This is a genomic window from Burkholderia sp. PvR073 (assembly GCF_054055695.1).
This window is the reverse complement of the sequence record NZ_JBSRXO010000014.1, coordinates 27613-48999: the sequence shown is the minus strand read 5'-3', so window position 1 is coordinate 48999 and position 21387 is coordinate 27613. Positions and strand designations below refer to the sequence as shown.

Genomic DNA, 21387 nt, shown 5'->3' with positions numbered 1-21387 from the left:
ACGTGAACATAGACCGTCTGACAAGTCGATTACAGGAATAAAGGTTCGATCATGTTGAAAGTCACCAAGGCGGTATTCCCCGTTGCCGGTCTCGGCACGCGGTTCCTCCCTGCAACGAAGGCGAGCCCGAAGGAAATGCTGCCGGTCGTCGACAAGCCGCTGATCCAGTACGCCGTCGAGGAAGCGATCGCCGCGGGCATCACCGAGATGATCTTCGTGACCGGGCGCAGCAAGCGCGCGATCGAGGACCACTTCGACAAGTCGTACGAGGTCGAGGCCGAACTCGAGGCGCGCGGCAAGGAAAAGCTGCTCGAGCTCGTGCGCAGCATCAAGCCGAGCCACGTCGACTGCTTCTACGTGCGCCAGCCGGAAGCGCTCGGTCTCGGCCATGCGGTGCTGTGCGCGGAAAAGCTCGTGGCTGACAACCCGTTCGCGGTGATCCTCGCCGACGACCTGCTCGACGGCAACCCGCCCGTGATGAAGCAGATGGTCGACGTGTTCGACCACTATCACAGCTCGGTGATCGGCGTGGAAGAGATTCCCCCGTCGGAGACGAAGTCGTACGGGATCATCGATGGCAAGGAGTGGGAAGAGTCGATCGTCAAGATGTCGGCGATCGTCGAAAAGCCTGCGCCGGAAGTCGCGCCGTCGAACCTCGGCGTGGTCGGCCGCTACATCCTGAAGCCGCGGATCTTCGAACACCTGCGCGCGCTGAAGCCGGGCGCGGGCGGCGAGCTGCAGCTCACCGACGCGATCCAGGCGCTGCTCGCCGACGAACAGGTGCTGGCCTACAAGTACCAGGGCACGCGCTACGACTGCGGCAGCAAGCTCGGCTACCTGAAGGCGACGGTCGAATTCGCGCTGCGCCACCCGGAAGTCGGCACCGAGTTCGACGCGTACCTGCGCACGCGCGGCAACGGGCAACCGGCCGCCTGAACGCGGCACGGGCCGGCCTCGCCTACCCGGCGGGCCCGCCCTCACGGCCGGCGCGTCAGCGCGTCGCGGCCGGCTTCACCGAGACGACGCCCGGCATTGCGCCCGCGTCGTCTTTTTTCGTCTTCACGAGCCAGCCGTCACCCTGCTCGAACGGCAGCTTCGCGAGCGCGCTCCGCACGAGCGTCGGCGCAGCCTGCTGCGTGCCCGCATCGCGATCGCGCAGCGACGCCGACACGCGATAGACGTCGGCGCCCGAGTTAGCGTCGACGAAACGCAGCGTCAGCACGTGGCGGTACACCTTGCCCGCGAACGGCAGCGCGAACGGCGCCGGCCCGTCGACGGTCACGCACGCGCTGCTCGCCGCGCCGCACTGGTCGGCCGTCGCCGCGACCGACGCCGGCTGCGTCGCATACGCGATCGACAGCCGGTAGCGCGCATCCTTCGCCGCTTGCGCGTCGAAGCCGCGATGCGCGAGCTCGTCGCGCACGAGCGTCTCGATCCGGCGGTATTCGGCATCGTCGGCCTGAGCGGCCGTGCGGACGACATCGTAGCCGTGCGCACCGGACGCGAACGCATTCGGCTGCCCGAGCGCGCTCACGCCGGTCGTGACGCCGGCGCAACCCGTCAACAGCGACGCCGCCAATGCGGTCGCTGCCCATTCCTTTCTCATGACTTCCCCCAAATGCCTGCCGTCGTGCCCGGCCCTGTCAGGCGGACGGCTCGTCGATCGCGGGCAGCGACACCGTCACCGCGGTGCCGACACCCACTTCGCTGTCGACCGTCACGCTGCCGCCGTGGCGCGTGACGACCGTCTTCACGAATGCCATGCCGAGCCCGGAACCCGAGATTTCGGGCCGCTCGCCGGCATGGAACCGCTTGAAACGCTCGAACAGATGCCGCTGATCTTCCGGCGCGATGCCGTACCCCTGATCGCGAATCGTACAGAACATCCGTCTCGATGCGTGCTCGATCGTCAGCGTACACGTGATCACCGTGTCGGACGGACTGTATTTGACCGCGTTGTTCAGCACGTTGACGAACGCGCGCGTGATCAGCGAGCGGTCGGCGCGCGTCCAGCCCATGTCGGTGCCGACATCGGTATCGATGCGGATGCGCTTCGCCTGCGCCTGCGGCCAGACTTCGTCGCTCGCGTCGATCAGCACGTCGACGAGGCTGGTTGGTTCGAGCTGGTACGCCTGCGACTCCGCGCGCGCCAGTTGCACGAACTCGTCGGCGAGCGACAGCGCACGATGCGCATACCGCTCGATCCGCGCGAGCAGCGTGCGCGTCGCGTCGGTCTCGACGCGTTCGCGCTCGATCTCGACGAGCGCGAGGATCGACGACTGCGGCGAGCGCATGTCGTGCGACAGCAGGTGCAGCGCCTCCTCGCGCTGCCGCTCGGCCGCATGCAGCTCGGTCACGTCGACGAGGCCGGCGATCCAGCCCGTCACGCGGCCCTGCGCGTTCGTACATGCCGCGTAGCGTAACAGATGGTCGAGCCCGTCGCGGTCGCGCACCTCGATGCCGCGCGCCATCGCGTCGTGTTCGGCCTCGAGCGTCGGGTCGAGCGCGGCCGGCCAGTGTTCGCGGATCGTGACGTCGTGTTCGACGTTGCCGTCGACGGTCTTCATGAAGGTCAGCTCGCCGAGCGCGGCGCGCAGCGGCCGCCCTTCCGGCAACGGCAGCGCGAGCCGCGACCCGTAGCGCTTCGCCGCATGGTTCGCGATCAGCACGGTGCCGGCCAGATCGGTGACGAAGATCGGCTCCGGCATGCTGTCGAGGCTGTCCCACACGAAGCGCTTCATGTCCTGCACGCGCTGCGCGGCCTGCGCCATCAGCGCCATCTGACGTTCGAGCACGTCGCCGCCGACGCTGCGCGTGCGCGGCGCCTCGGGCAGCAGGTGCGGCTCGTCGGCCAGCCGCTGCAGTTCGCGGCGCAGGTACGACATCGTCATTTCCAGGCGCCGCCAGTTCCAGATCGGGTACACGGCGATCAGCCCGAAGATCGCGGGCGCGGGCGACAGCCACACGCGCGCCTCGAACAACAGCGCCAAGCTCGCGACGACGGCCGCCGCGGCCAGGCTCAGCGTCAACAGCAGGCCGCGCCACGGCGACAGCATCAGGAAACCGGCCAGCAGCACCGCGAGCGGCAGCAGCGACGCGACGAACAGCCCCGCGCGCGACACGGGCAGGATGGCGCTGCCGGTCGTCAGCATGTCGAGCACGTTCGCATGGATGTACACGCCGGCGAGCGGGCCGAACTCGCCCGACACCGGTGTCGCGAAGCGGTCGTAGAGGCCCGAAGCGGTCACGCCGACGACGACGATCTTGCCGCGCAGCGCGTCGGGTTTCACGCGCCCTTCGAGCACGTCGTCGAACGACAGCGTCGGATACGCGGGTGTGTTGCGGCTGAACGGGATCAGGTAGCGGCCCTCGCCTGTCGCGTCGCGCGACAGGTCGTGCGCAGTCGCGCCGGGCGCCCCGCCGACCGGATGCAGCCGGCCGGCCTCGATCGCGCGGTAGACGGGTACCATCAGTTGCGGCCAGCGCACGCGTCCGTCGCTTTCGAACAGCGCGACGCTGCGCACGATGCCGTCGGGATCGACTTCGAGATTGATGTGGCCGAGCCCCGTCGCGCGGGCCGCAAGCTCGGCCACCGGCGGATCGACGATGCGCGTGCCGTCCGCCTGCTCGGGGCTCAGCAGCACGGCCAGGAAGGTCGGCACATGGACCATCGCGTCCGCGAACGCGCGATCCTCGGGCGACTGCTCGGTAAACAGCACGTCGTAGACGACGGCGGCCGGCTGCGCACGCGCCAGCGTGTCGAGCAGCCGCGCATGCACGCTGCGCGGCCACGGCCAGCGGCCGAGTGCTGACACGCTCTGGTTGTCGATGTCGACGACGACGATGTCGGGCGACAGCGGCAGGCTGCGCAACATCAGCAGCCGGTCGTAGATCAGCCCGTCGACGCTCGACGACAGCCGGCCGAGCGCGCACGCGAGAATCACCGCGATCCCGAGGCAGCCGATCGCGATCCACTCGATCAGGAAGCGGCGGCCGAGGCGCCGCCGCGGAGAAACGGAGTCGGTTTTCATGTGCCGCGGATCAGCGCGACAACGTGAACGCGCTGACCGGACTCGTCTTCTGGTAGAACTTGCCGCCTTCGAACTCCTCGACCGTCACGGCCCAGTAGTAGTCGCCGGGCGGCAGGTGCGCGACGGTGATCTTGCGCGCCTGCAGGCCGACCTGGTCGACGACCGGCGCGCTCAGGTCCTTCGAGCGCGACAGCACGAACCGGTAGCGCGCATCCTTGCCCGAGCCGTTCGGCGACCAGCGGAACTCGTAGCCGCCGGCGCCGGGCGACGCGCTCGCGTCGAGCCCCATCTGGCGTCGCTCGAACGCATAGGTGCGCGGCATGCCTTCGAGGCCGTTGGTGTCGATCGCGGCGACCCGCACGAAATACGTGCCGTTGGGCACGTCGCGAAACACCGCACTCGGCGTATCGGTGCGCGTTTCGCGGAACAGGTCGAGCATTCCCGCGTCGTGCGCGAGTTGCAGGCGGTAGGCGTGCGCATCGGCGAGCGGCGCGATGTCGAACGCGACGTCGGGCTCGTCCTGCACCTTGTCCGGATGCGCGAGCGCCGGTGCGGGCAGCAGCTGGACGGGCGCGCCGATCGCGCCGGACGACGTCGCGACGCTGCCGAAGTTCGCATGCACGAGCGTCGGGTCGGCCGGTTGCCGCTTGCCCGCGACACCGACGGTGCCGTCGAGCACTTCGACGCGCGTCGCCGCGTTGCCGGCGGCGTCGTAGTTCACGCGAAACCGCGTGCCGCGCACGCCGGCCACGACCGACGGCGAGCGGATCTGGAAGCGATCGTCGCGTTTCTTCAAATGCGTGACTTCGCTGTCGACCGAGCCGCGCGTGAGCTCGAACTCGCGGTCGAGCGTGCCGGTCAGCACGGTGCGGCGCAGCGTCTTCAGGTCGAGCTGGCTGTCGGGCGGCAGGCTCATGTGCGTGCCGTCGGCGAGCTCGATCGTCACGAAACCGTTCGCGCCGGTGCGCACGCGGTCGCCCTCGTTGAGCGTCGCATCGTTGGCGAGCGGCGCGTAGGCGTCGCCGGACGCGCGCTCGGCCGCACCCTGCACCGCGACCACGCGCGCGGACAGCTTTTCCTTGCGCAGCCGCGCGACCGGCAGCTTCAGCGCGATGCCGGGCTGCAGGTGCTTCGGGGCGGGCACGCCGTTGATCTGCTGCAGCAACTGCCAGTCGTCCGGGCCCTGCAGGTAGCGCGCGGCGACGTCGTACAGCGTGTCGCCGGCTTGCGTGCGGTAGACGACCATCTTGCCCGCGGCAGCCGGCGGCCGCGCGGCGGCCTGCTGTGCCGCAAACGCAAGCGCGACCGCGCACGCCGCACGCAGGGCCGCCGCGCGCAGGCTCGGCGTGCGCTGCATGATTCGCGCGGTCACTCCGGCTCTCCCTGGCCGACCCGCTCGAGCCGGTAGCCGTAGCCGTAGATCGGCGCGAGGCGATAGCCGTTTTCCGGCCGCAGGCCGAGCTTCGTACGCAGCATCGAGATGTGCGTGTCCATCGTGCGCGACGGAATGTCGGTCGCCTGCTTCCACACGAGATCGAGAATGTGCGCGCGCGACAGCGGCCGGTCGAGATGCTGGAACAGCAGCAGCGCGAGCTCGAATTCCTTCTGCGTGAGGCTCACGGCCTTGTCGCCGACATAGGCCTGCTTCAGGTTCACGTCGAAGCGGAACTGGTCGAACTCGCGAACGGTCGCCTCCGCGTTGACCGGATACGCGCGGCGCAGCAGCGAGCCGATGCGCGCGCGCAGGATCGGGCCCGACACGGGCTTGACCACGTAATCGTCGGCGCCGGCGTTGAGGATCTGCGTGATCCCCGCCTCGTCGTCGCGGCTCGTCATGAAGATGATCGGCAGGCTGTGCTCCGCCTGATTCGCACGCACCCACTTGAGCACTTCCTCGCCGGACATGTCGGGCACGTTCCAGTCGAGCACGAGCAGATCGAACGTCTCGCGCTGCAGACGCTTCTTCAGGGCCTTGCCTTCCTTGAACGCATAGCACGTGTGGCCGGCGGCCGTCAGCGTTTGACTGACGAAATCCGTCTGGGCCGGATCGTCATCCAGTACAGCAATTCTCATAGCACCCCGCAAATCGAAATCGATTCGTCCAGTTCAGCTTCCCGCGCTCACCCCGCCGCGCCGCACACGGGCGCGGCTTCCGACACCGGCCGGCGAGCCGTCGTTTGCCGCGCGCGCACCCTGCGCGACACGGCGCCCCGGCAAAATATCTCAAAAACAGGGCACGGACGAACCGGCGATTTCATCATAGTAGTATGAAATTCGCCAAGAAATTGCGCGGACTACGGTCCTTTATTCGAATAATCCTTCCCGTCACGCGATCGCGCGCCTAGTCGGCGCCCGCCAGGCCGGCCATCGGCTCGGCAAAATCGTCGGTCGGCACGCGCCGCCGCCGCGCGAGCGACGGCTGCTCCGGCTGCCGCAGCGACGGCTGCCGCAGCATGGGCTGCCCCAGCATGGGCTGCCCCAGCATCCGCTCCAACTGGCCGCGCACGCGCTCCCACGCCGGCGCCGCATAGTCGGGCTGGCTCGCCGCCCACGCATGCGCGAGATCGAACACGCGCTCGACCGTCGCACCGCAATACGTGAGGCCCGCGCCGCCGTCCTGCGCGGCGTCGCGCAGCCGTTCGTCGAGCGATTCGGCCAGCCACGGCATCTCGGCCGCCGCCGAATCGGCATAGGCCTCCAGCGCGGCACGCGCGTGGCGATCCTGTTGCGGGTCGAGCTCGATCCGGCTCAACCCCGCCGCGTGTGCGGGCGCGATGCGTTCCGCTGCGGACGGACTTCGAATGGTCCCTGGTCTGAAGGACATGTCCTCTCCCCGTTTGTACGACGGTAGCGTCAGGCATGGCCCCCGTGCCCGCCTCGTATGACGTACCGTGGCCGGCGCATCCATCCGAGACGGACGACCGGCCGGGTCAGTATACGCAGCCGGTCATGCGACGAGGTTTAAGAATTGTCAGAGCATCGGAGGCGCGGCCGGCCCGCAACGGGCGCTGCCCGCCCGGCCGGGTGCCGCGAGAGGCGCGTGATGCGGGCCGTCAGCGGCGGCGCATCAGGAATACGAAGGTCTTGTCCTGGGTCGTCACTTCGACGATCTCGTTGCCCGTCTGCTTCGCGAACGCGGCGAAATCGCGCTGCGAGCCCGGATCGGTCGCGAGCACCTTGAGGATCTGCCCGCTCTCCATATCGGCGAGCGCTTTCTTGGCGCGCAGGATCGGCAACGGGCAATTAAGCCCGCGCGCGTCCACTTCCTTGTGAATCTGCATCGGCTGTCGACCTTCGAATGACGCGCCACACGGGCGCGGGAGGAAGCGGCGATTTTACCGCAGCGCGGCCGGGCCTGCCCGCGCGGCCCAGGCGCGGCCATGCGGGCAGGCACGGCCGCGCTCGCCGCTCAGGCTCCCGAAAAACCGCCTGCGAGCCGCTCGCGCAGGTGCCGCACGAGCGCGCGCACCGCGCTCGGCACGACCGGACTGTACGGCCGGATCGCGAAGATATGGTCGCCGAACGCGCCCGACGGCCGCCAGCCGTCGAGCAGCGCGACGAGCCGGCCTGCGTCGAGATCGCGCTGCGCGCTGAAATCCGGCAGCAGCGCGATGCCGAGCCCGCCGAGCGCGGCCTCGCGCATCGCCTCGCTATTGTTGGCCGCGAAGCTGCCGCGCACCGGCACGCTCACGCGCTGGCGGCGCCGGCCGTCCGGCTCGAAGCTCCAGGCGGCCGGCTCGTTGTCGCGCAGGTAGCACAGGCAGCTGTGATCGACGAGTTCGCTCGGGTGGCGCGGCGCGCCGCGCGCGTCGAGGTAGTCGCGGCTCGCGACCAGCAGCGAACGCGTGTCGCACAGCTTCCACGCGACGTGGGTCTGCGGCGCGGTCGTCGTATGGCGGATCGCGAGATCGAAGCCCTCCTGCGTCAGCGAATGCAGCCGGTCGGACAGGTCGAGCTCGATGTGCACGCCCGGATGCTGCCGCAGGAAATCGGGCAGGTGCGGCACGACCTGCTGGCGCCCGAGCGCGACGGGCGCCGTCACGCGCAGCAGCCCGCGCGGTTCGCCGGCCAGATCCTTCACGCGCGCGAAATGCTGGCCGATCGACTCGAACGCGTCGCGCGTGCTGTCGACCAGCGTCTGCCCCGCGTCGGTGAGCCGCACGCTGCGGGTGGTGCGCCGCACGAGCGGCACGCCGGCGGCCTTCTCGAGATCGGCGATGCGCTGGCTCATCGCAGCCTTGCTGATGCCGAGCCGCTGCGCGGCGGCCGTGAAACTGCCGGCCGCGGCGAGCACCGTCAGCGAATGGATATGCGGCCAGAGCGCCTGGACATTTTGCTGATTCATCCGGTGATTATTCAGAATTCTGAACAGTGAATCAAGCTGCGCGGCCTTCTCCCGCCCCGCCGCTTTGCCTAGACTAGGTTCCGTCCGCCCCCCATCCCCCAGGAGACACGATGAACCCGGTTCCCGCCTATACGTCCGACGCCGACGTCGGCCACTACATCGACGGCGCGCCCGTTGCCGGCCGCAGCGGCCGCTTCCAGGACGTCCTCAACCCGGCGCTGGGCCGCGCGGTGCGCCGCGTCGCGCTCGCCGACGGCGACGAAGTGCAGCGCGCCGTCGCGTCGGCCCATGCCGCGTTCCCGGCCTGGGCCGAGACGCCGCCGATCCGCCGCGCCCGCGTGCTGCACCGCTTCCTGCAACTGATGAACGAGCACCGCGACACACTCGCGGCGATCATCACGGCCGAGCACGGCAAGGTGTTCTCCGACGCACAGGGCGAAGTCGCGCGCGGCATCGACATCATCGAGTTCGCGTGCGGCGTGCCGCAGTTGCTGAAGGGCGACTTCACCGACCAGGTCAGCACCGGCATCGACAACTGGACGATGCGCCAGCCGCTCGGCGTCGTCGCGGGCATCACGCCGTTCAACTTCCCGTGCATGGTGCCGTGCTGGATGTTCCCGGTCGCGCTCGCGACGGGCAACACGTTCGTGCTGAAGCCGAGCGAGCGCGACCCGTCGGCGGCGCTGTTCATCGCCGACCTGCTCACGCAGGCCGGCCTCCCCGCCGGCGTGTTCAACGTCGTGCAGGGCGACAAGGGCGCGGTCGACGCGCTGCTCGACCATCCGGACGTGCAGGCCGTCAGCTTCGTGGGCTCGACGCCGATCGCGGCCTACGTGCAGCAGCGCGCGGTGCAGTCGGGCAAGCGCGTGCAAGCGCTCGGCGGCGCGAAGAACCACCTCGTCGTGATGCCGGACGCGAATATCGAGCAGGCGGTCGATGCGCTGATCGGCGCCGCGTACGGCTCGGCCGGCGAACGCTGCATGGCGATCAGCATCGCGGTGCTGGTCGGCGACGTGGCCGACCGGATCGTGCCGGCGGTCGCCGAGCGCGCGCGCAAGCTGGTGATCGGCGACGGGATGTCGCCGGAAGTCGAGATGGGCCCGATCGTCACCGGCGAAGCGCTCAAGCGCATCGAAGGCTATATCGAGCAAGGCGTCAGCGAAGGCGCGCAACTGGTGGTCGACGGGCGCGGGCTGCGCGTGCCGGGCCGCGAGGAAGGCTTCTTCACCGGCGGCACGCTGTTCGATCACGTGACGCCCGACATGCGCATCTACAAGGAAGAAATCTTCGGGCCGGTGCTCGGCTGCGTGCGCGTGAAGGACTTCGGCGAAGCCGTCGACCTGATCAACGCGCACGAGTTCGGCAACGGCGTCGCCTGCTTCACGAGCGACGGCGGCATCGCCCGCGAATTCGCACGGCGCATCCAGGTCGGCATGGTCGGCATCAACGTGCCGATTCCGGTGCCGATGGCATGGCACGGCTTCGGCGGCTGGAAGAAGAGCCTGTTCGGCGACATGCACGCATACGGCGAGGAAGGCGTGCGCTTCTACACGCGCCAGAAATCGGTGATGCAGCGCTGGTCGTCGAGCATCGGCAAGGGCGCCGAGTTCGCGATGCCGACCGCGAAGTAAGCGGACGGGTGCGCCGCCCGCCGGGGAATCCCGCGGGCGGCGGGCAAGCACATGGCCGGTGTCAGCCGGCCTTCGTGCCGTGCGCGCCGTCGGCGGTCGGCAGGTACGACAGCTCGAGGCGGTACGCGAGCGCGACGAACAGGCTCTGCGCGAGGCCCATCGTCGCGGTCAGCGCGCGGAACCCGAACGTCGCGCTGTCCTGCACCATCAGCGTCACCTCGGCCTCCCGCGCGAGCGGGCTCATCCGGCTGTCGGTGATCGCGATCAGGCGCGCGCCGCGCTGCACGGCCTGCTGCGCGACCTGCACCGTCTCTTCCGCATACGGCATGAACGAGATCACGATCATCACGTCGCCCTCGCGCACCGAGCGGATCTGACCGAGATGCATGCTGCCGAGCGCGCTGAACAGGCCGATGCGCTTGTCGGTGTGCTGCAGCGCATAGTCGAGATACACGGCGATCGGAAACGCGCGGCGCGAGCCGGCGATCCAGATTGCCTGCGTGTCGGCGAGCAGGTCGACGGCCTGCGCGAGCGCGTGCGGATCGAGCGTCTGCCGCAGCTGCTGCATCCCGGCGATGCTGCCCTTGATGAATTCGTCGGCGATCTGCTCGGGCTGCAGGCTCGACGAGCCCGATTCGATCACGTCGCGCAACCGCAGGTTGTACGCGCGGCCCGGCGCGATCTGCTGGGCCAGGCCCTCGCGGAACAGCCGCTGCATCTCGGAGAAGCCGGAGAAGCCGAAATGCTTCGCGAACCGCACGACGGCCGACGGCTGGACGCCGCATGCCTCTGCGAGCGACTGGATGCCCTCCAGGCCAAGCTGATCGCGATGCGTTTCCACGTGACGCGCGATCACCTTCAGGCGATTGCTGAGCCCGTCGTACTCCTGCGTCAGATGCTGCAGGAACTCCTCGACGGTGGCGGGAGGTTTCTCGGATGAACTCATCGGATAGCGCGAAGTTGACGGCCCCGATGCGCGCGCGGCTTGCGGGCGCGGCCCGGGACTCCCCTGAATACATGCATGAAGGGCGAATTTAATCACGTTTGCGGCACGGCCCGTGCCGCATGCTCGCTCCCACGCGCTCGATCATCACCTGCACACGCTCCACGGCGATACTGGAACCGTACCGGGATCCATTTTCCAATGCGCTCGCCGCGCCGTAAAGATCAGGGCCTCTACCGACGCCGGCGGCCGACGGCCGATGCCGCGCATCGGCCGCCATGACTCAACGATAGTCGACCCACACGCCGCCCGCATCGGCGGAGCGCACGCAGTTCTCGACCCAGCGCACGCCTTCGACGCCTGCGTGAACGTCCGGAAAGCGGATGTTCTTCAATGCTTGCGTGTCGCCGCGATCGGCCGCGTCCATCGCGAGCGCGAAACGCGCATACAGGTTCGACCACGCTTCGAACAGCCCTTCCGGATGCCCGGCGCCGATGCGATCCTCGCGCAATGCGTGCGGATGCAGATAGCCCATCCCGCGATCGAGCACCTGCGCGGGCTGCCCCTGGATTTCGTAGCGCAACTGGTTCGGATGCTCGTCCCACCATTCGACGCTCGCCTTCGAGCCGATCACGCGCACCTTCTGCCCGTGCATCGAGCCGGCGTTCACCGCGCTCGACCAGACGTAGCCGATCGCGCCCGTGTCGTATTCCATGATCGTGAACGCGTTGTCCTCGAGCGGCGCGCGGCTCTTCACGAAGCTCTGCCGCGAGCACATCAGCCGGCGGATCTTCAGTTCGGGCGCCATCACCTCCGAGATGTACAGCGGGTGCGTGCCGATGTCGCCGAGCACGTAGCTCGGGCCCGCGAACTTCGGATCGACGCGCCAGCGCGCGGCCGCGCTGGCGGCCTCGACGCCTTCGCTGTGAAAGCCGTGGGCGAACTGCATCTGCACGATGCGGATCTCGCCGAGATCGCCGCGCGCGATCATCTCGCGCGCCTGCTCGATCATCTGGTGGCCCGAATAGCCATATGCCACGCCGACGATGCGGTTCTTCTCGACCGACAGCCGCTGCAGCGCCTCGGCCTCCGCGGTCGTGAAGCACAGCGGCTTCTCGCAGACCACGTGCAGCCCCGCATTCAGCGCCGCGCGGCAGATCTCGAAGTGCGTGTTGTTCGGCGTCGCGATCGACACCGCGCGGATGCCATCGGCGCGGCGTGCCTCGGCATCGAACATCGTCCGGTAGTCGGGATAGCAGCGCCCGGCGTCGACGCCGAGCTTCACGCCGAACTGCCGGCCGCGCTCGGCATCGATATCGAACGCGCCGGCGACCAGCCGGAAGCTGCCGTCGCGCAACGCGGCCGACCGGTGGCTGTAGCCGATCTGGCTGCCAAGGCCGCCGCCGACCATGCCCCAGGGAATCGAATGTCCGAGCAGAATCTGTCCGTCGATCATGATTGTCGTGTTCCTGTCCGTGTTCAGGTGTTCAGATGTTCAAAGGTTCAGGCGGTCGATCGTTCATGCGAATCCGGCCGACGCGAGAAACGCGCGGCTCGCCGCGACGTCGCGCAGGCTCGTGCCGGCGTTGCGCGGATCGCGCTCCTGTTCGATCGTGATGTAGCCGGCATAGCCGATGTCGTCGAGCGCGCGGCGGATCGCGCGGTAGTCGAGCACGCCGTTGCCGATCGGGCACATCACGCCGCGCGCGCAGGCCGCGAAGAACGCGATGTGCTCGCCCATCACCGCGTCGTAGACGGCCGCGTCGATATCCTTGAAATGCACGTAGTCGAGCCGCGCCGCATGGCGGCGCAGCCAGGTCTCGGGATCCATCCCCGAGTAGTACAGGTGGCCGGTGTCGAGACACAGGCCGGCCGTGTCGGCCGCGATGTCGGCGACGATCCGGTCGATCTCGTCCGCGAACTCGATGTAGCCGCCCGCATGCGGATGGATCACCGCGCGCACGCCGAATTCGTCGCGCGCGATCGTCGCGATCCGGCGGATGTGGTCGACCATCCGCGCCCAGCGCTCGGCGCCCAGGCGCGGCGCGCGCGCCGTATGGCCGGCCGCGTAGTCGCGCTCCTCGTGCCCCCAGTCCATCACGACCAGGTACGGCGCCGCGTAGCGCTGGCCGTGCTGCGTCGGCAGCTTCGGCAGTCGCGTGATCAGCGCGCAGATCTCGCGCGTCTGGCGCAGCAGGTTCGGCAGGTTCTCCGGCGACACCAGATCGTCGAAGATCGTGCCGGCGGTGATGCTCAGGCGCTGCCGTTCGAGCTCCGCGCTCACCACGTCGAGTTCGAGCGGGATATAGCCGTAGGGCCCGAGCTCGATGCCCGAGTAGCCGGCCTGCGCGGCCTCGGCGAGCACGTGCCGCCACGACGGCAGGTGCGGGTTGTTCACGTCGTCGACGCCCCAGCAGCAGGGCGCGCAGCCAATCTTCATCGTCATGTCGGTCAGTCCGGTAGAAAAGCGGCGCGGTGCCGCGTGCGGGTGGCGCGGCCGTGGCTCAGCCGCGATAGAACGCCGGGCGTTCGGCCATCGCGATCGGCTCGACCGCCCCGCTCTGCTGTGCTCGCACGCACGCGTCGGCCGCGACCGCCGCCGCGTAGCCGTCCCACGCGGACGGGCCGGTCAGCGCACCTTGCCGCACGCCGTCGACGAATGCCTGCAGCTCGACGTCGTACGACGCGATGAAGCGCTCCTTCCAGTCGGTCATGATCTCGACCGATTGCCGCGCCGCATGCTTGAGCCCGACGGCCGGCGGATCGGGCAGCTTCGCGATGCCGTGCTCGCCGACGACCTCGCACTGGATGTCGTAGCCATACTGGCAATTGACGAAGATCTCGACGTCGATGCGCACGCCGCTCGCGGTTTCGAGCAGCACGATCTGCGGATCGGCAAGATGCGCGCTCGCGTGGCGCGTCTTCTTCGGGTAGACGACCTGCGCGCTCGTGTAGTCCTCGCCGAGCAGCCAGCGCAGCACGTCGAGCTCGTGGATCAGCGTGTCGGTGATCGCCATGTCGGTCGTGTAGCGCTCGCCGACCGACTGGTTGCGGTGCGCGCAATGCAGCATCAGCGGCGCGCCGATTCCGCCGCTATCGATCACGTGCTTCAGCGCGCGATAACCTTCGTCGTACGGCCGCATGAAGCCGACCTGCACGAGCCGGCGGCCGTGCGCGACCTCGGCCTCGACGATCCGCATGCAGCCTTGCGCCGTCACCGCGAGCGGCTTTTCGCAGAACACCGGCTTGCCGTGCGCGATCGCGTCGAGCACGAACGCTTCGTGCGTCGGCCCCCACGACGTGACGAGCACGGCCTGCACGTCGGCGGCCGCGATCACTTCGTGGCCATCGCCGTAGATTTCCGCGTCGAGCCCGTACTTCGTCACCGCATCGCGCGCCTGCTGCGGATCGATGTCGTTGACGGCCACCACGCGCGCGCCGGACAGCGTGCGCGTCAGCCTGCGGATATGGTCCTGGCCGATCGCGCCGCAGCCGATCACGCCGATTTGCAAGGTCATCCGGATATCTCCAGTCTGTCGTTCATCCATGGCGCGGCCGGCGCCGCGCCGGTCAGTCGTGAGTCAGCGCGCCGCCGCGCGATCGAAATGGCGATCGACGTAGCGCTGGATCGTGTCGCGCATGTAGCGCGACGACGCTTCGGCGCGGTCTTCCCACGCGAACACGCACGACGACATCACGCCGTCGAAGCCGGCGTCGCCGAGCGCGCGGAAAAACATGTCCCAGTCGATCTCGCCCTGCCCGATGTCGAGATGCTGGTGCACGCGGATCTGGTTCGAGCCGGGCGGGTTCACGATGTAGCGCAGCTGGCTGCTCTTGCGATGGTCGAAGGTGTCGGCCACGCGCACGTGCGCGAGGATCGGCGCGGCCTGCGCGATCATCGCGGCCATGTCGTCGCCGTAGTAGAACGTGTGCGGCGCGATGTACGACAGCTTCAGCGACGGCGAGCCAAGATTCGTGACGATGTCGATCGCCGGCTGCAGCTGCTCGATCCAGTCCTCCGGATGCGGCTCGACCGACAGCACGATGCGTTCGCGCTCGAGGATCGGCAGCAGCTCGTCCATCGAACGGAACCAGGCGGCTTCGCACAGCTCCTTCGGGTTCGCGCCCGGCCGCTCACCGACCGAGCGCTCCGGCGACGCGCCGCGCCCGAACTCGGACACCATCAGCGCGCATTCCATCTCGATGGCGACCTCGATCGCCTTCTTCCAGCAGCGCACCGCCCATTGCCGCTCGTCCTCGAACGGGCTGGCCCAGCGGTACATCGGCTGCAGCGACGCGAGCCCCACGCCGCTTGCGCGCAACGCGTGGCGGAACGCGGTCATGCGCGCGCGCGTCGCGCGCGGCATCACCCACCAGTCGAGAAAATCGCTACGCGGCGACAACTCGATCTGGTCGTAGCCGAGCTCGGCGACCGCATGCGGCAGCCGGTCGAGCGGCAGGTGGCGAATCATGTAGGGATCCAGAGCGATCTTCATCTTCTTTCCTAGCGACTTGGGTATCGGTCTCGGCCGCTCAGCGGCGCGACTTCTTGTTGCGGTACTGATCGGCGATCACGGCCGCGACGATGATCGCGCCCTTGACCATCTCCTGGTAGTACGCGTCGATCCGGATGAACGTGAAGCCCGACGTCATCACGCCGAGAATCAGCACGCCGATCACGGTGCCCGTCACGCGCCCGAGGCCGCCCGACAGCGACGTACCGCCGATCACGACGGCCGCGATCGCGTCGAGCTCGTACATCACGCCCATGCCCGACTGGCCGGAGATCGCACGCGCGGCCGTCACGGTGCCGGCGATCCCGCTCAACAGGCCCGCGATCGCATAGACGAACACCAGGTGACGCGTCACGTTGATGCCCGACACGACGGCCGCGTGGCGGTTCGCGCCGATCGCATACGTGTACTTGCCGAAGCGCGTGTAGCGCAGCACGACGTGGAAGATCGCGGCCACCACGAGAAAGATGATCACCGGGTTCGCGCCCGCGCCGATCGCAGCGAACGGGTCGGTCAGCATCGACACCGGCATCCCGTTGGTGAACCACTTCGCGAAGCCGCGCGCGGCGACCATCGTGCCGAGCGTCGCGATGAACGGCGGGATGCCCGTCAGCGCGATCAGCGAGCCGTTCAGCAGGCCGACCAGCAGCCCGACGCACACGCCGGCCAGCACCGGCCAGATGACCGGCAGGTCGGTCAGGTGCGGGAACACCGCGCGCGGAAAATCGGACACCTGCGCGAGGCTGGCCGATACGACGGCCGCCGCGGCGACGACCGAGCCCGACGACAGGTCGATCCCGCTGGTGATGATCACGAGGTTCACGCCGACCGCGATGATGCCGATCACGGCCATCTGCAGCACGATGATCTCGAGCCGCTCCGCGTTGAACAGGAAGCTCTGGCCGACGACGAGCCAGCCGATCACCTCGAAGAACAGGCTGATGCCCACCAGCACCAGGAAGATGCTCAGTTCGGGCGGCCACTTCGCGTGCCGCGTCTTGATCGTCAGGGACTGCGCGTCCGCGACCGGGTTCAGGTTGCCCATTGCTTTGTCTCCAATCTTGTTTCGGCTCAGCGCGAGGCCAGATCCATGATGCGGACCTGGTCGGCGTCCTTGCGTTCGACGATGCCGGTCATCCGGCCTTCGTGCATCACCATCACGCGGTCGCTCATGCCGAGCACCTCCGGCATCTCCGACGAGATCATCAGGACCGCGACGCCCTTGCCGGCGAGCGCGCTGACGAGGCGGTGGATCTCGGCCTTCGCGCCGACGTCGATCCCGCGCGTCGGTTCGTCGAGGATCAGGATGCGCGGCTGCGTCAGCAGCCAGCGGCCGATCAGCACCTTCTGCTGGTTGCCGCCCGACAGGTTCTGGATTTCCTCGTGCAGCCCGGGCGTCTTCACGCGCAGCATCCGGCTCATTTCCTCGCAGTCGCGTTTGAGCTGCGCCTGCCGCACGAAATTGAACTTCACGTAGCGGTTGCTGAGCACGGCCGCTTCCATGTTCGCGAGCAGGTCGAGATTCAGGAAGCAGCCGGTGTCCTTGCGGTCCTCGGTGAGAAACGCCATCCCGTGCTTCATCGCCTGCGCGGGCGTGGCGATGCGCACCGGCTTGCCGTCGATGCGGATCTCGCCGGCGGTCGCCGGCACGACGCCGAACAGCGCCTCCGCGACATTCGAGCGCCCCGAGCCGACCAGGCCCGCGACGCCGAGGATCTCGCCCGCGCGCAGTTCGAAGCTGACGTCGCGGAACACGCCGTCGACGCCGAGGTTCTTCACGGCCAGCACGACCTCGCCGATCGGCACTTCCTCCTTCGGGAACATCTGCGTGATCTCGCGGCCGACCATCATCCGGATGATGTCGTCGCGCGTGACGTCGGTCGACGCGTGCGTGCCGATGTACTTGCCGTCGCGGAACACCGAGAACTCGTCGGCGATCTCGAACAGCTCGTTCATCTTGTGCGTGATGTAGACGATGCCCTTGCCCTGCTCGCGCAGCTGGCGAATGATCCGGAACAGGTGCGAGACCTCCTTGTCGGTCAGCGCGGAGGTCGGCTCGTCCATGATCAGCACGTCGGAGTCGAACGACACGGCCTTCGCGATCTCGACCATCTGGCGGCTCGCGACGGTCAGCGTGCGCACGTCGGCTTCCGGGTCGATGTCGATCGACAGCCGCTCGAACAGCGCGGCGGTGCGGCGGCGCAGCGCGGCGTGATCGATCAGGCCGAAGCGGTTCTTCGGTTCGCGGCGGATCCAGATGTTCTCCGCGACCGTCATGTACGGCATCAGGTTGAGTTCCTGGTGAATCATCGCGATCCCGCGATCGAGCGCGTCGAGCGGGCCGCTCAGCACGACGGGCTCGCCGTTGATCAGGATCTCGCCCTGGTCGGGCGTGTAGACGCCGGCGATGATCTTCATCAGCGTCGACTTGCCGGCGCCGTTCTCGCCCATCAGCGCATGCACGGTGCCGCGGCGCACGCGGAACTGCACGCCGTCGAGCGCGACGACGCCGGGAAACGACTTGCCGACGCCGCGCACCTCGAGCAGGCAATCGGCGACGGGCGCACCGGACGAACCCGGCGCGGCGAACGACGCGGCCGGCGCGCTTTCGTTGGCCATCGAGCGCGCCATCCTGGCTGTAAACATGGACGTTCCTCGAAAGTCACACGCGAACCCGGACGCGCCGGGCCCGCGCAGTTCAGCGGAAAAACCGGTCAGTGCTTCGCGTACTGGTTCATGTTCTCCGGCGTGACGAGCTCGAACGGCACGTTCACGTAGCGGTCGACCGGCTGCTTCTTCGCCAGCTTCAGCGCGGTCGCGACGGCCTGCGCGCCCTGCCCGGCCGCGTTCTGGTACACGGACACCTTCAGCTCGCCGCTCTTCATCGCCGCGAGCCCGTCCGGCGTCGCGTCGATGCCCGCGACGACCGTCTTCGGCGTCAGCTTGCGCGCGGCCTTCAGCGCGTTGATCGCGCCGATCGCCATTTCGTCGTTGTTCGACACGATCGCGTCGAACTTCGTCCCGGAGCTCAGCCAGTTCATCGTGATGTCCTGGCCCTGCGTGCGGCTCCACTTGCCTTCGCGCTTGTCGACGATCTTCATGCCGGAACAGTCCTTGGTCGCGATCACGTCCTCGATGTCCTTGGTGCGCGCACGTGCCGACTCGTTGGACAACTCGCCCATCAGCACGAGGATGTCGCCCTTGCCGCCGAGCAGCTTGCACACCTGGCGCGCCTGCAGCGTGCCCGACTGCTTCTCGTCGGACGCGACCACCGCGACGCCGGCCGGCAGCTTGTCGAAGTCGACCGGCTTGCGGTTCACGTAGACGAGCGGAATCTTCGCGGCGCTCACCATCTTCGTGATCTTCGGCGTCGCGTCGGTGTCGACCGCATTCACGATGATCGCGTCGACTTTCTGCGCGATCATGTTCTGGACCTGGCTCAATTGCTTGCCGACGTCGTTGCCGCCATCCTCGATCTGCACGGTCGCGCCGTCCTTCTTCGCCGCGTCGCCGATGCTGTTGCGCAGGATCGTCAGGAACGTGTCGTCGAACGATGCCATCGTCACGCCGATCTTCTCGGCATGCGCGAGCGGCATGGTCAGGATCGCGGCGGCCGCGGCGGCCATCAGCTGGGTCTTCATGATCACTCTGTCTCCTCATCTCCGGGGGCGGAAAGCGGCGCGTTGCGCGCCGTCGGCGTCGAGTCCGTTACGGACCGAAGCATCCGGATGAAACTGTAGATCACTTCCTCGAAAATTTGGAAATTTATTTCTACGTGATTTCACCTAGGGAACTGGATTTCCAAAAAGTCTAGACTCCGTTCCGTAGCCCGATTCCTTGCGGCAGGCGTTCTCGTGCCGTGCGGCATACGTGACGCAGAACCGTCGCGGGATCGGTCCCCTCAATCCGCCGGCAGGTCGAACGCCGGCCGCGAGCGTGATACGTGATATGAGCCCGTTGAACTTTCCGACTGACCGCCCCATCGATCTCGCCTGCCTCGGCCGCGTCGCCGTGGATCTTTACGCGCAGCAGTACGGCAGCCGCCTCGAGGACGCGCGCAGCTTCCAAATGTATCTCGGCGGCTCGTCGGGCAACGTCGCGTTCGGCGTCGCCCGGCTCGGGCTGAAAACCGCGATGATCTCGCGCGTCGGCGACGAGCAGATGGGCCGCTTCGTGCGCGAGACGCTCGAGCGCGAAGGTTGCGATACGAGCCAGCTGCAGACCGATCCGGAACGCCTGACCGCGCTCGTGCTGCTCGGGCTGAAGGACCGCGACACGTTCCCGCTGCTGTTCGTGCGCGAGAACTGCGCGGACATGGCCGTGCGCGCCGACGAGATCCGCGAGGACTTCATTGCCGGCTGCCGCGCGCTCGCGATCACTGGCACCCATCTTTCGACGCCGGCCACCCGCGAAGCGTCGCTGACCGCGCTCGGCTACGCGCGCCGCCACGGCGTCGTGCGCGTCCTCGACATCGATTACCGGCCGGTGCTGTGGGGGCTGACCGCGCGCGGCGCGGGCGAAAACCGCTACGTGCCGGATGCGCAGGTCACGCGACAGCTGCAGCAGGTGCTCGGCGAGTTCGACCTGCTGGTCGGCACCGAGGAGGAATTCCTGATCGCGGGCGGCGTGCCGCACGACCTGATCGCGTCGCTCGAGGCCGTGCGCCGCGCGAGCGGCGCGGTGCTGGTGGTCAAGCGCGGCGCGCTCGGCTGCTGCGTGATCGAGGGCGACATCCCCACGCGCATCGACGATGCACCGACTTTCCACGGCGAACGCGTCGAAGTCCTGAACGTGCTCGGCGCAGGCGACGCATTCCTGTCGGGCCTGCTGTCGGGGCTGCTGCGCGGGCGCGACTGGCGGGAAGCGACGCGCATCGCGAATGCGTGCGGCGCGATCGTCGTGTCGCGCCACGCGTGCTCGGCCGCGATGCCGACGCCGGCCGAGCTCGCGCACTGGTTCGGCGGCAGCCGCAACCCGCAGGTCGACGCCGATCGCACGCTCGCGCACCTGCATCGCGTGACGGTGCCGCGCCGCGAATGGGACGAACTGTGCGTGATGGCGTTCGACCATCGCAGCCAGTTCTACGAACTCGCGGTGCAGGCCGGCGCGGACGAAGCGCGGATCAAGACGCTCAAGCGCCTGCTCGTGCGCGCGGTCGAACAAGTCGAACGCGATCGTCATATCGAAGGCCACGTCGGCGTGCTGATCGACGGCGGCGCATACGGCAGCGACGCGCTCGCGCAGGCCACCGGGCGTGGCTGGTGGGTCGGCCGTCCGGTCGAGCTGCCCGGCTCGCGGCCGCTGCGTTTCGACGACACGCGCTCGGTCGGCTCGTCGCTCACCCACTGGCCGACCGAACAGGTCGTGAAGTGCCTCGTCCACTACCACCCCGACGACGACGTCGACCTGCGCGTCGAGCAGGAGCAGCGCGTGCTGGAATTGTGGGAAGCCACGCGCGCAAGCGGCAACGAGCTGCTGCTTGAAATGATTCCGCCGCGCGCGGTCACGCCGGCCGGCACCGAGGACGACGCGGTGCTGCGCACGGTCGCGCGCTTCTATAACCTCGGCGTGATGCCCGAATGGTGGAAGCTCCCGCCGCTGAGCGCCGACGGCTGGGCGCGGCTCGAAACGCTCGTGGCCGAGCGCGACCACCACTGCCGCGGCGCGGTGATCCTCGGGCTGAACCAGCCGCTGCAGTACCTGGTCGACAGCTTCCGCTCGGCGACCAACCCGATCGTCAAGGGCTTCATGGTCGGGCGCACGCTGTGGGCCGATGCGTCGCTGCGCTGGCTCGCCGGCCAGAGCGACGACCAGGCGCTGATCGACGAAGTGGCCGGCAATTTCACGCAGCTGGTCGACGCGTGGCTCGGCCGCCGTGCCGCCGCGCGCGCCGCCGCGGCCTGATGCCGGCGCCTGTGACGAC

General features: G+C 68.4%; 18 protein-coding genes. 3 read left to right on the top strand and 15 right to left on the bottom strand.

What is annotated here, in order from left to right; all coding sequences use genetic code 11:
• Window positions 1–51: 51 nt before the first annotated feature.
• Window positions 52–936 carry a UTP--glucose-1-phosphate uridylyltransferase GalU gene (gene galU / locus ACVK00_RS30085; protein ID WP_166725285.1) on the top strand — a complete coding sequence of 295 codons (885 nt, stop codon included), beginning with the start codon at window positions 52–54 and terminating at the stop codon, window positions 934–936.
• Between the two features lie 55 nt (window positions 937–991).
• Here galU and ACVK00_RS30080 read toward each other — a convergent pair whose 3' ends face one another.
• The 7 genes from ACVK00_RS30080 to ACVK00_RS30050 all read right to left on the bottom strand — a co-directional run bounded on the left by ACVK00_RS30080 (window position 992) and on the right by ACVK00_RS30050 (window position 8376).
• Complete coding sequence (locus ACVK00_RS30080) at window positions 992–1606, bottom strand: DUF4136 domain-containing protein (protein ID WP_166725286.1); 615 nt, start codon at window positions 1604–1606, stop codon at window positions 992–994.
• Between the two features lie 37 nt (window positions 1607–1643).
• Entirely contained in the window at window positions 1644–4031 is a 2388-nt protein-coding gene (locus ACVK00_RS30075; RefSeq protein ID WP_284892699.1) for a CHASE2 and HATPase_c domain-containing protein, read from the bottom strand.
• Between the two features lie 10 nt (window positions 4032–4041).
• Window positions 4042–5403, bottom strand: a complete 1362-nt coding sequence (locus ACVK00_RS30070) for a FecR family protein (RefSeq protein ID WP_228907382.1) — start codon at window positions 5401–5403, stop codon at window positions 4042–4044.
• Entirely contained in the window at window positions 5400–6104 is a 705-nt protein-coding gene (locus ACVK00_RS30065; protein ID WP_166725289.1) for a response regulator transcription factor, read from the bottom strand. The genes ACVK00_RS30070 and ACVK00_RS30065 overlap by 4 nt, the downstream gene beginning before the upstream one ends.
• Before the next feature lie 268 nt (window positions 6105–6372).
• Entirely contained in the window at window positions 6373–6855 is a 483-nt protein-coding gene (locus ACVK00_RS30060; protein WP_284892702.1) for a peptidase, read from the bottom strand.
• A gap of 229 nt (window positions 6856–7084) precedes the next feature.
• On the bottom strand, window positions 7085–7312 hold the full coding sequence (locus tag ACVK00_RS30055) for a sulfurtransferase TusA family protein (RefSeq protein WP_006753156.1): 228 nt from the start codon (window positions 7310–7312) through the stop codon (window positions 7085–7087).
• Window positions 7313–7440: 128 nt separating this feature from the next.
• Window positions 7441–8376 carry a LysR family transcriptional regulator gene (locus ACVK00_RS30050; protein ID WP_006759565.1) on the bottom strand — a complete coding sequence of 312 codons (936 nt, stop codon included), beginning with the start codon at window positions 8374–8376 and terminating at the stop codon, window positions 7441–7443.
• Between the two features lie 110 nt (window positions 8377–8486).
• Between ACVK00_RS30050 and ACVK00_RS30045 the strand changes: the two genes are divergently transcribed.
• Window positions 8487–10007 carry a CoA-acylating methylmalonate-semialdehyde dehydrogenase gene (locus tag ACVK00_RS30045; RefSeq protein WP_166725363.1) on the top strand — a complete coding sequence of 507 codons (1521 nt, stop codon included), beginning with the start codon at window positions 8487–8489 and terminating at the stop codon, window positions 10005–10007.
• Between the two features lie 61 nt (window positions 10008–10068).
• On the opposite strand, the gene ACVK00_RS30040 is transcribed toward ACVK00_RS30045, so the two are convergent.
• From ACVK00_RS30040 to ACVK00_RS30005, 8 genes are all read right to left on the bottom strand, one after another.
• Window positions 10069–10953, bottom strand: a complete 885-nt coding sequence (locus ACVK00_RS30040) for a MurR/RpiR family transcriptional regulator (RefSeq protein WP_284892715.1) — start codon at window positions 10951–10953, stop codon at window positions 10069–10071.
• 280 nt (window positions 10954–11233) lie between these two features.
• Window positions 11234–12406, bottom strand: a complete 1173-nt coding sequence (locus ACVK00_RS30035) for a Gfo/Idh/MocA family protein (protein ID WP_228907380.1) — start codon at window positions 12404–12406, stop codon at window positions 11234–11236.
• Window positions 12407–12469: 63 nt separating this feature from the next.
• Window positions 12470–13396, bottom strand: coding sequence for a TIM barrel protein (locus tag ACVK00_RS30030; protein WP_126227584.1), 927 nt, complete (start codon window positions 13394–13396; stop codon window positions 12470–12472).
• A gap of 58 nt (window positions 13397–13454) precedes the next feature.
• Window positions 13455–14468, bottom strand: coding sequence for a Gfo/Idh/MocA family protein (locus ACVK00_RS30025; protein WP_284892719.1), 1014 nt, complete (start codon window positions 14466–14468; stop codon window positions 13455–13457).
• A 63-nt stretch (window positions 14469–14531) separates the two neighbouring features.
• Window positions 14532–15446, bottom strand: a complete 915-nt coding sequence (locus ACVK00_RS30020; RefSeq protein ID WP_175697073.1) for a sugar phosphate isomerase/epimerase family protein — start codon at window positions 15444–15446, stop codon at window positions 14532–14534.
• Between the two features lie 37 nt (window positions 15447–15483).
• Window positions 15484–16509, bottom strand: coding sequence for an ABC transporter permease (locus ACVK00_RS30015; protein ID WP_006753148.1), 1026 nt, complete (start codon window positions 16507–16509; stop codon window positions 15484–15486).
• Window positions 16510–16535: 26 nt separating this feature from the next.
• Window positions 16536–18110, bottom strand: a complete 1575-nt coding sequence (locus ACVK00_RS30010) for a sugar ABC transporter ATP-binding protein (protein ID WP_228907376.1) — start codon at window positions 18108–18110, stop codon at window positions 16536–16538.
• Window positions 18111–18178: 68 nt separating this feature from the next.
• Window positions 18179–19105 (bottom strand): sugar ABC transporter substrate-binding protein, encoded by a 927-nt coding sequence (locus ACVK00_RS30005; RefSeq protein WP_166725356.1) that lies wholly within the window; start codon window positions 19103–19105, stop codon window positions 18179–18181.
• A gap of 307 nt (window positions 19106–19412) precedes the next feature.
• Between ACVK00_RS30005 and ACVK00_RS30000 the strand changes: the two genes are divergently transcribed.
• Complete coding sequence (locus ACVK00_RS30000; RefSeq protein WP_284892723.1) at window positions 19413–21368, top strand: bifunctional 5-dehydro-2-deoxygluconokinase/5-dehydro-2-deoxyphosphogluconate aldolase; 1956 nt, start codon at window positions 19413–19415, stop codon at window positions 21366–21368.
• Window positions 21369–21387 lie beyond the last annotated feature (19 nt).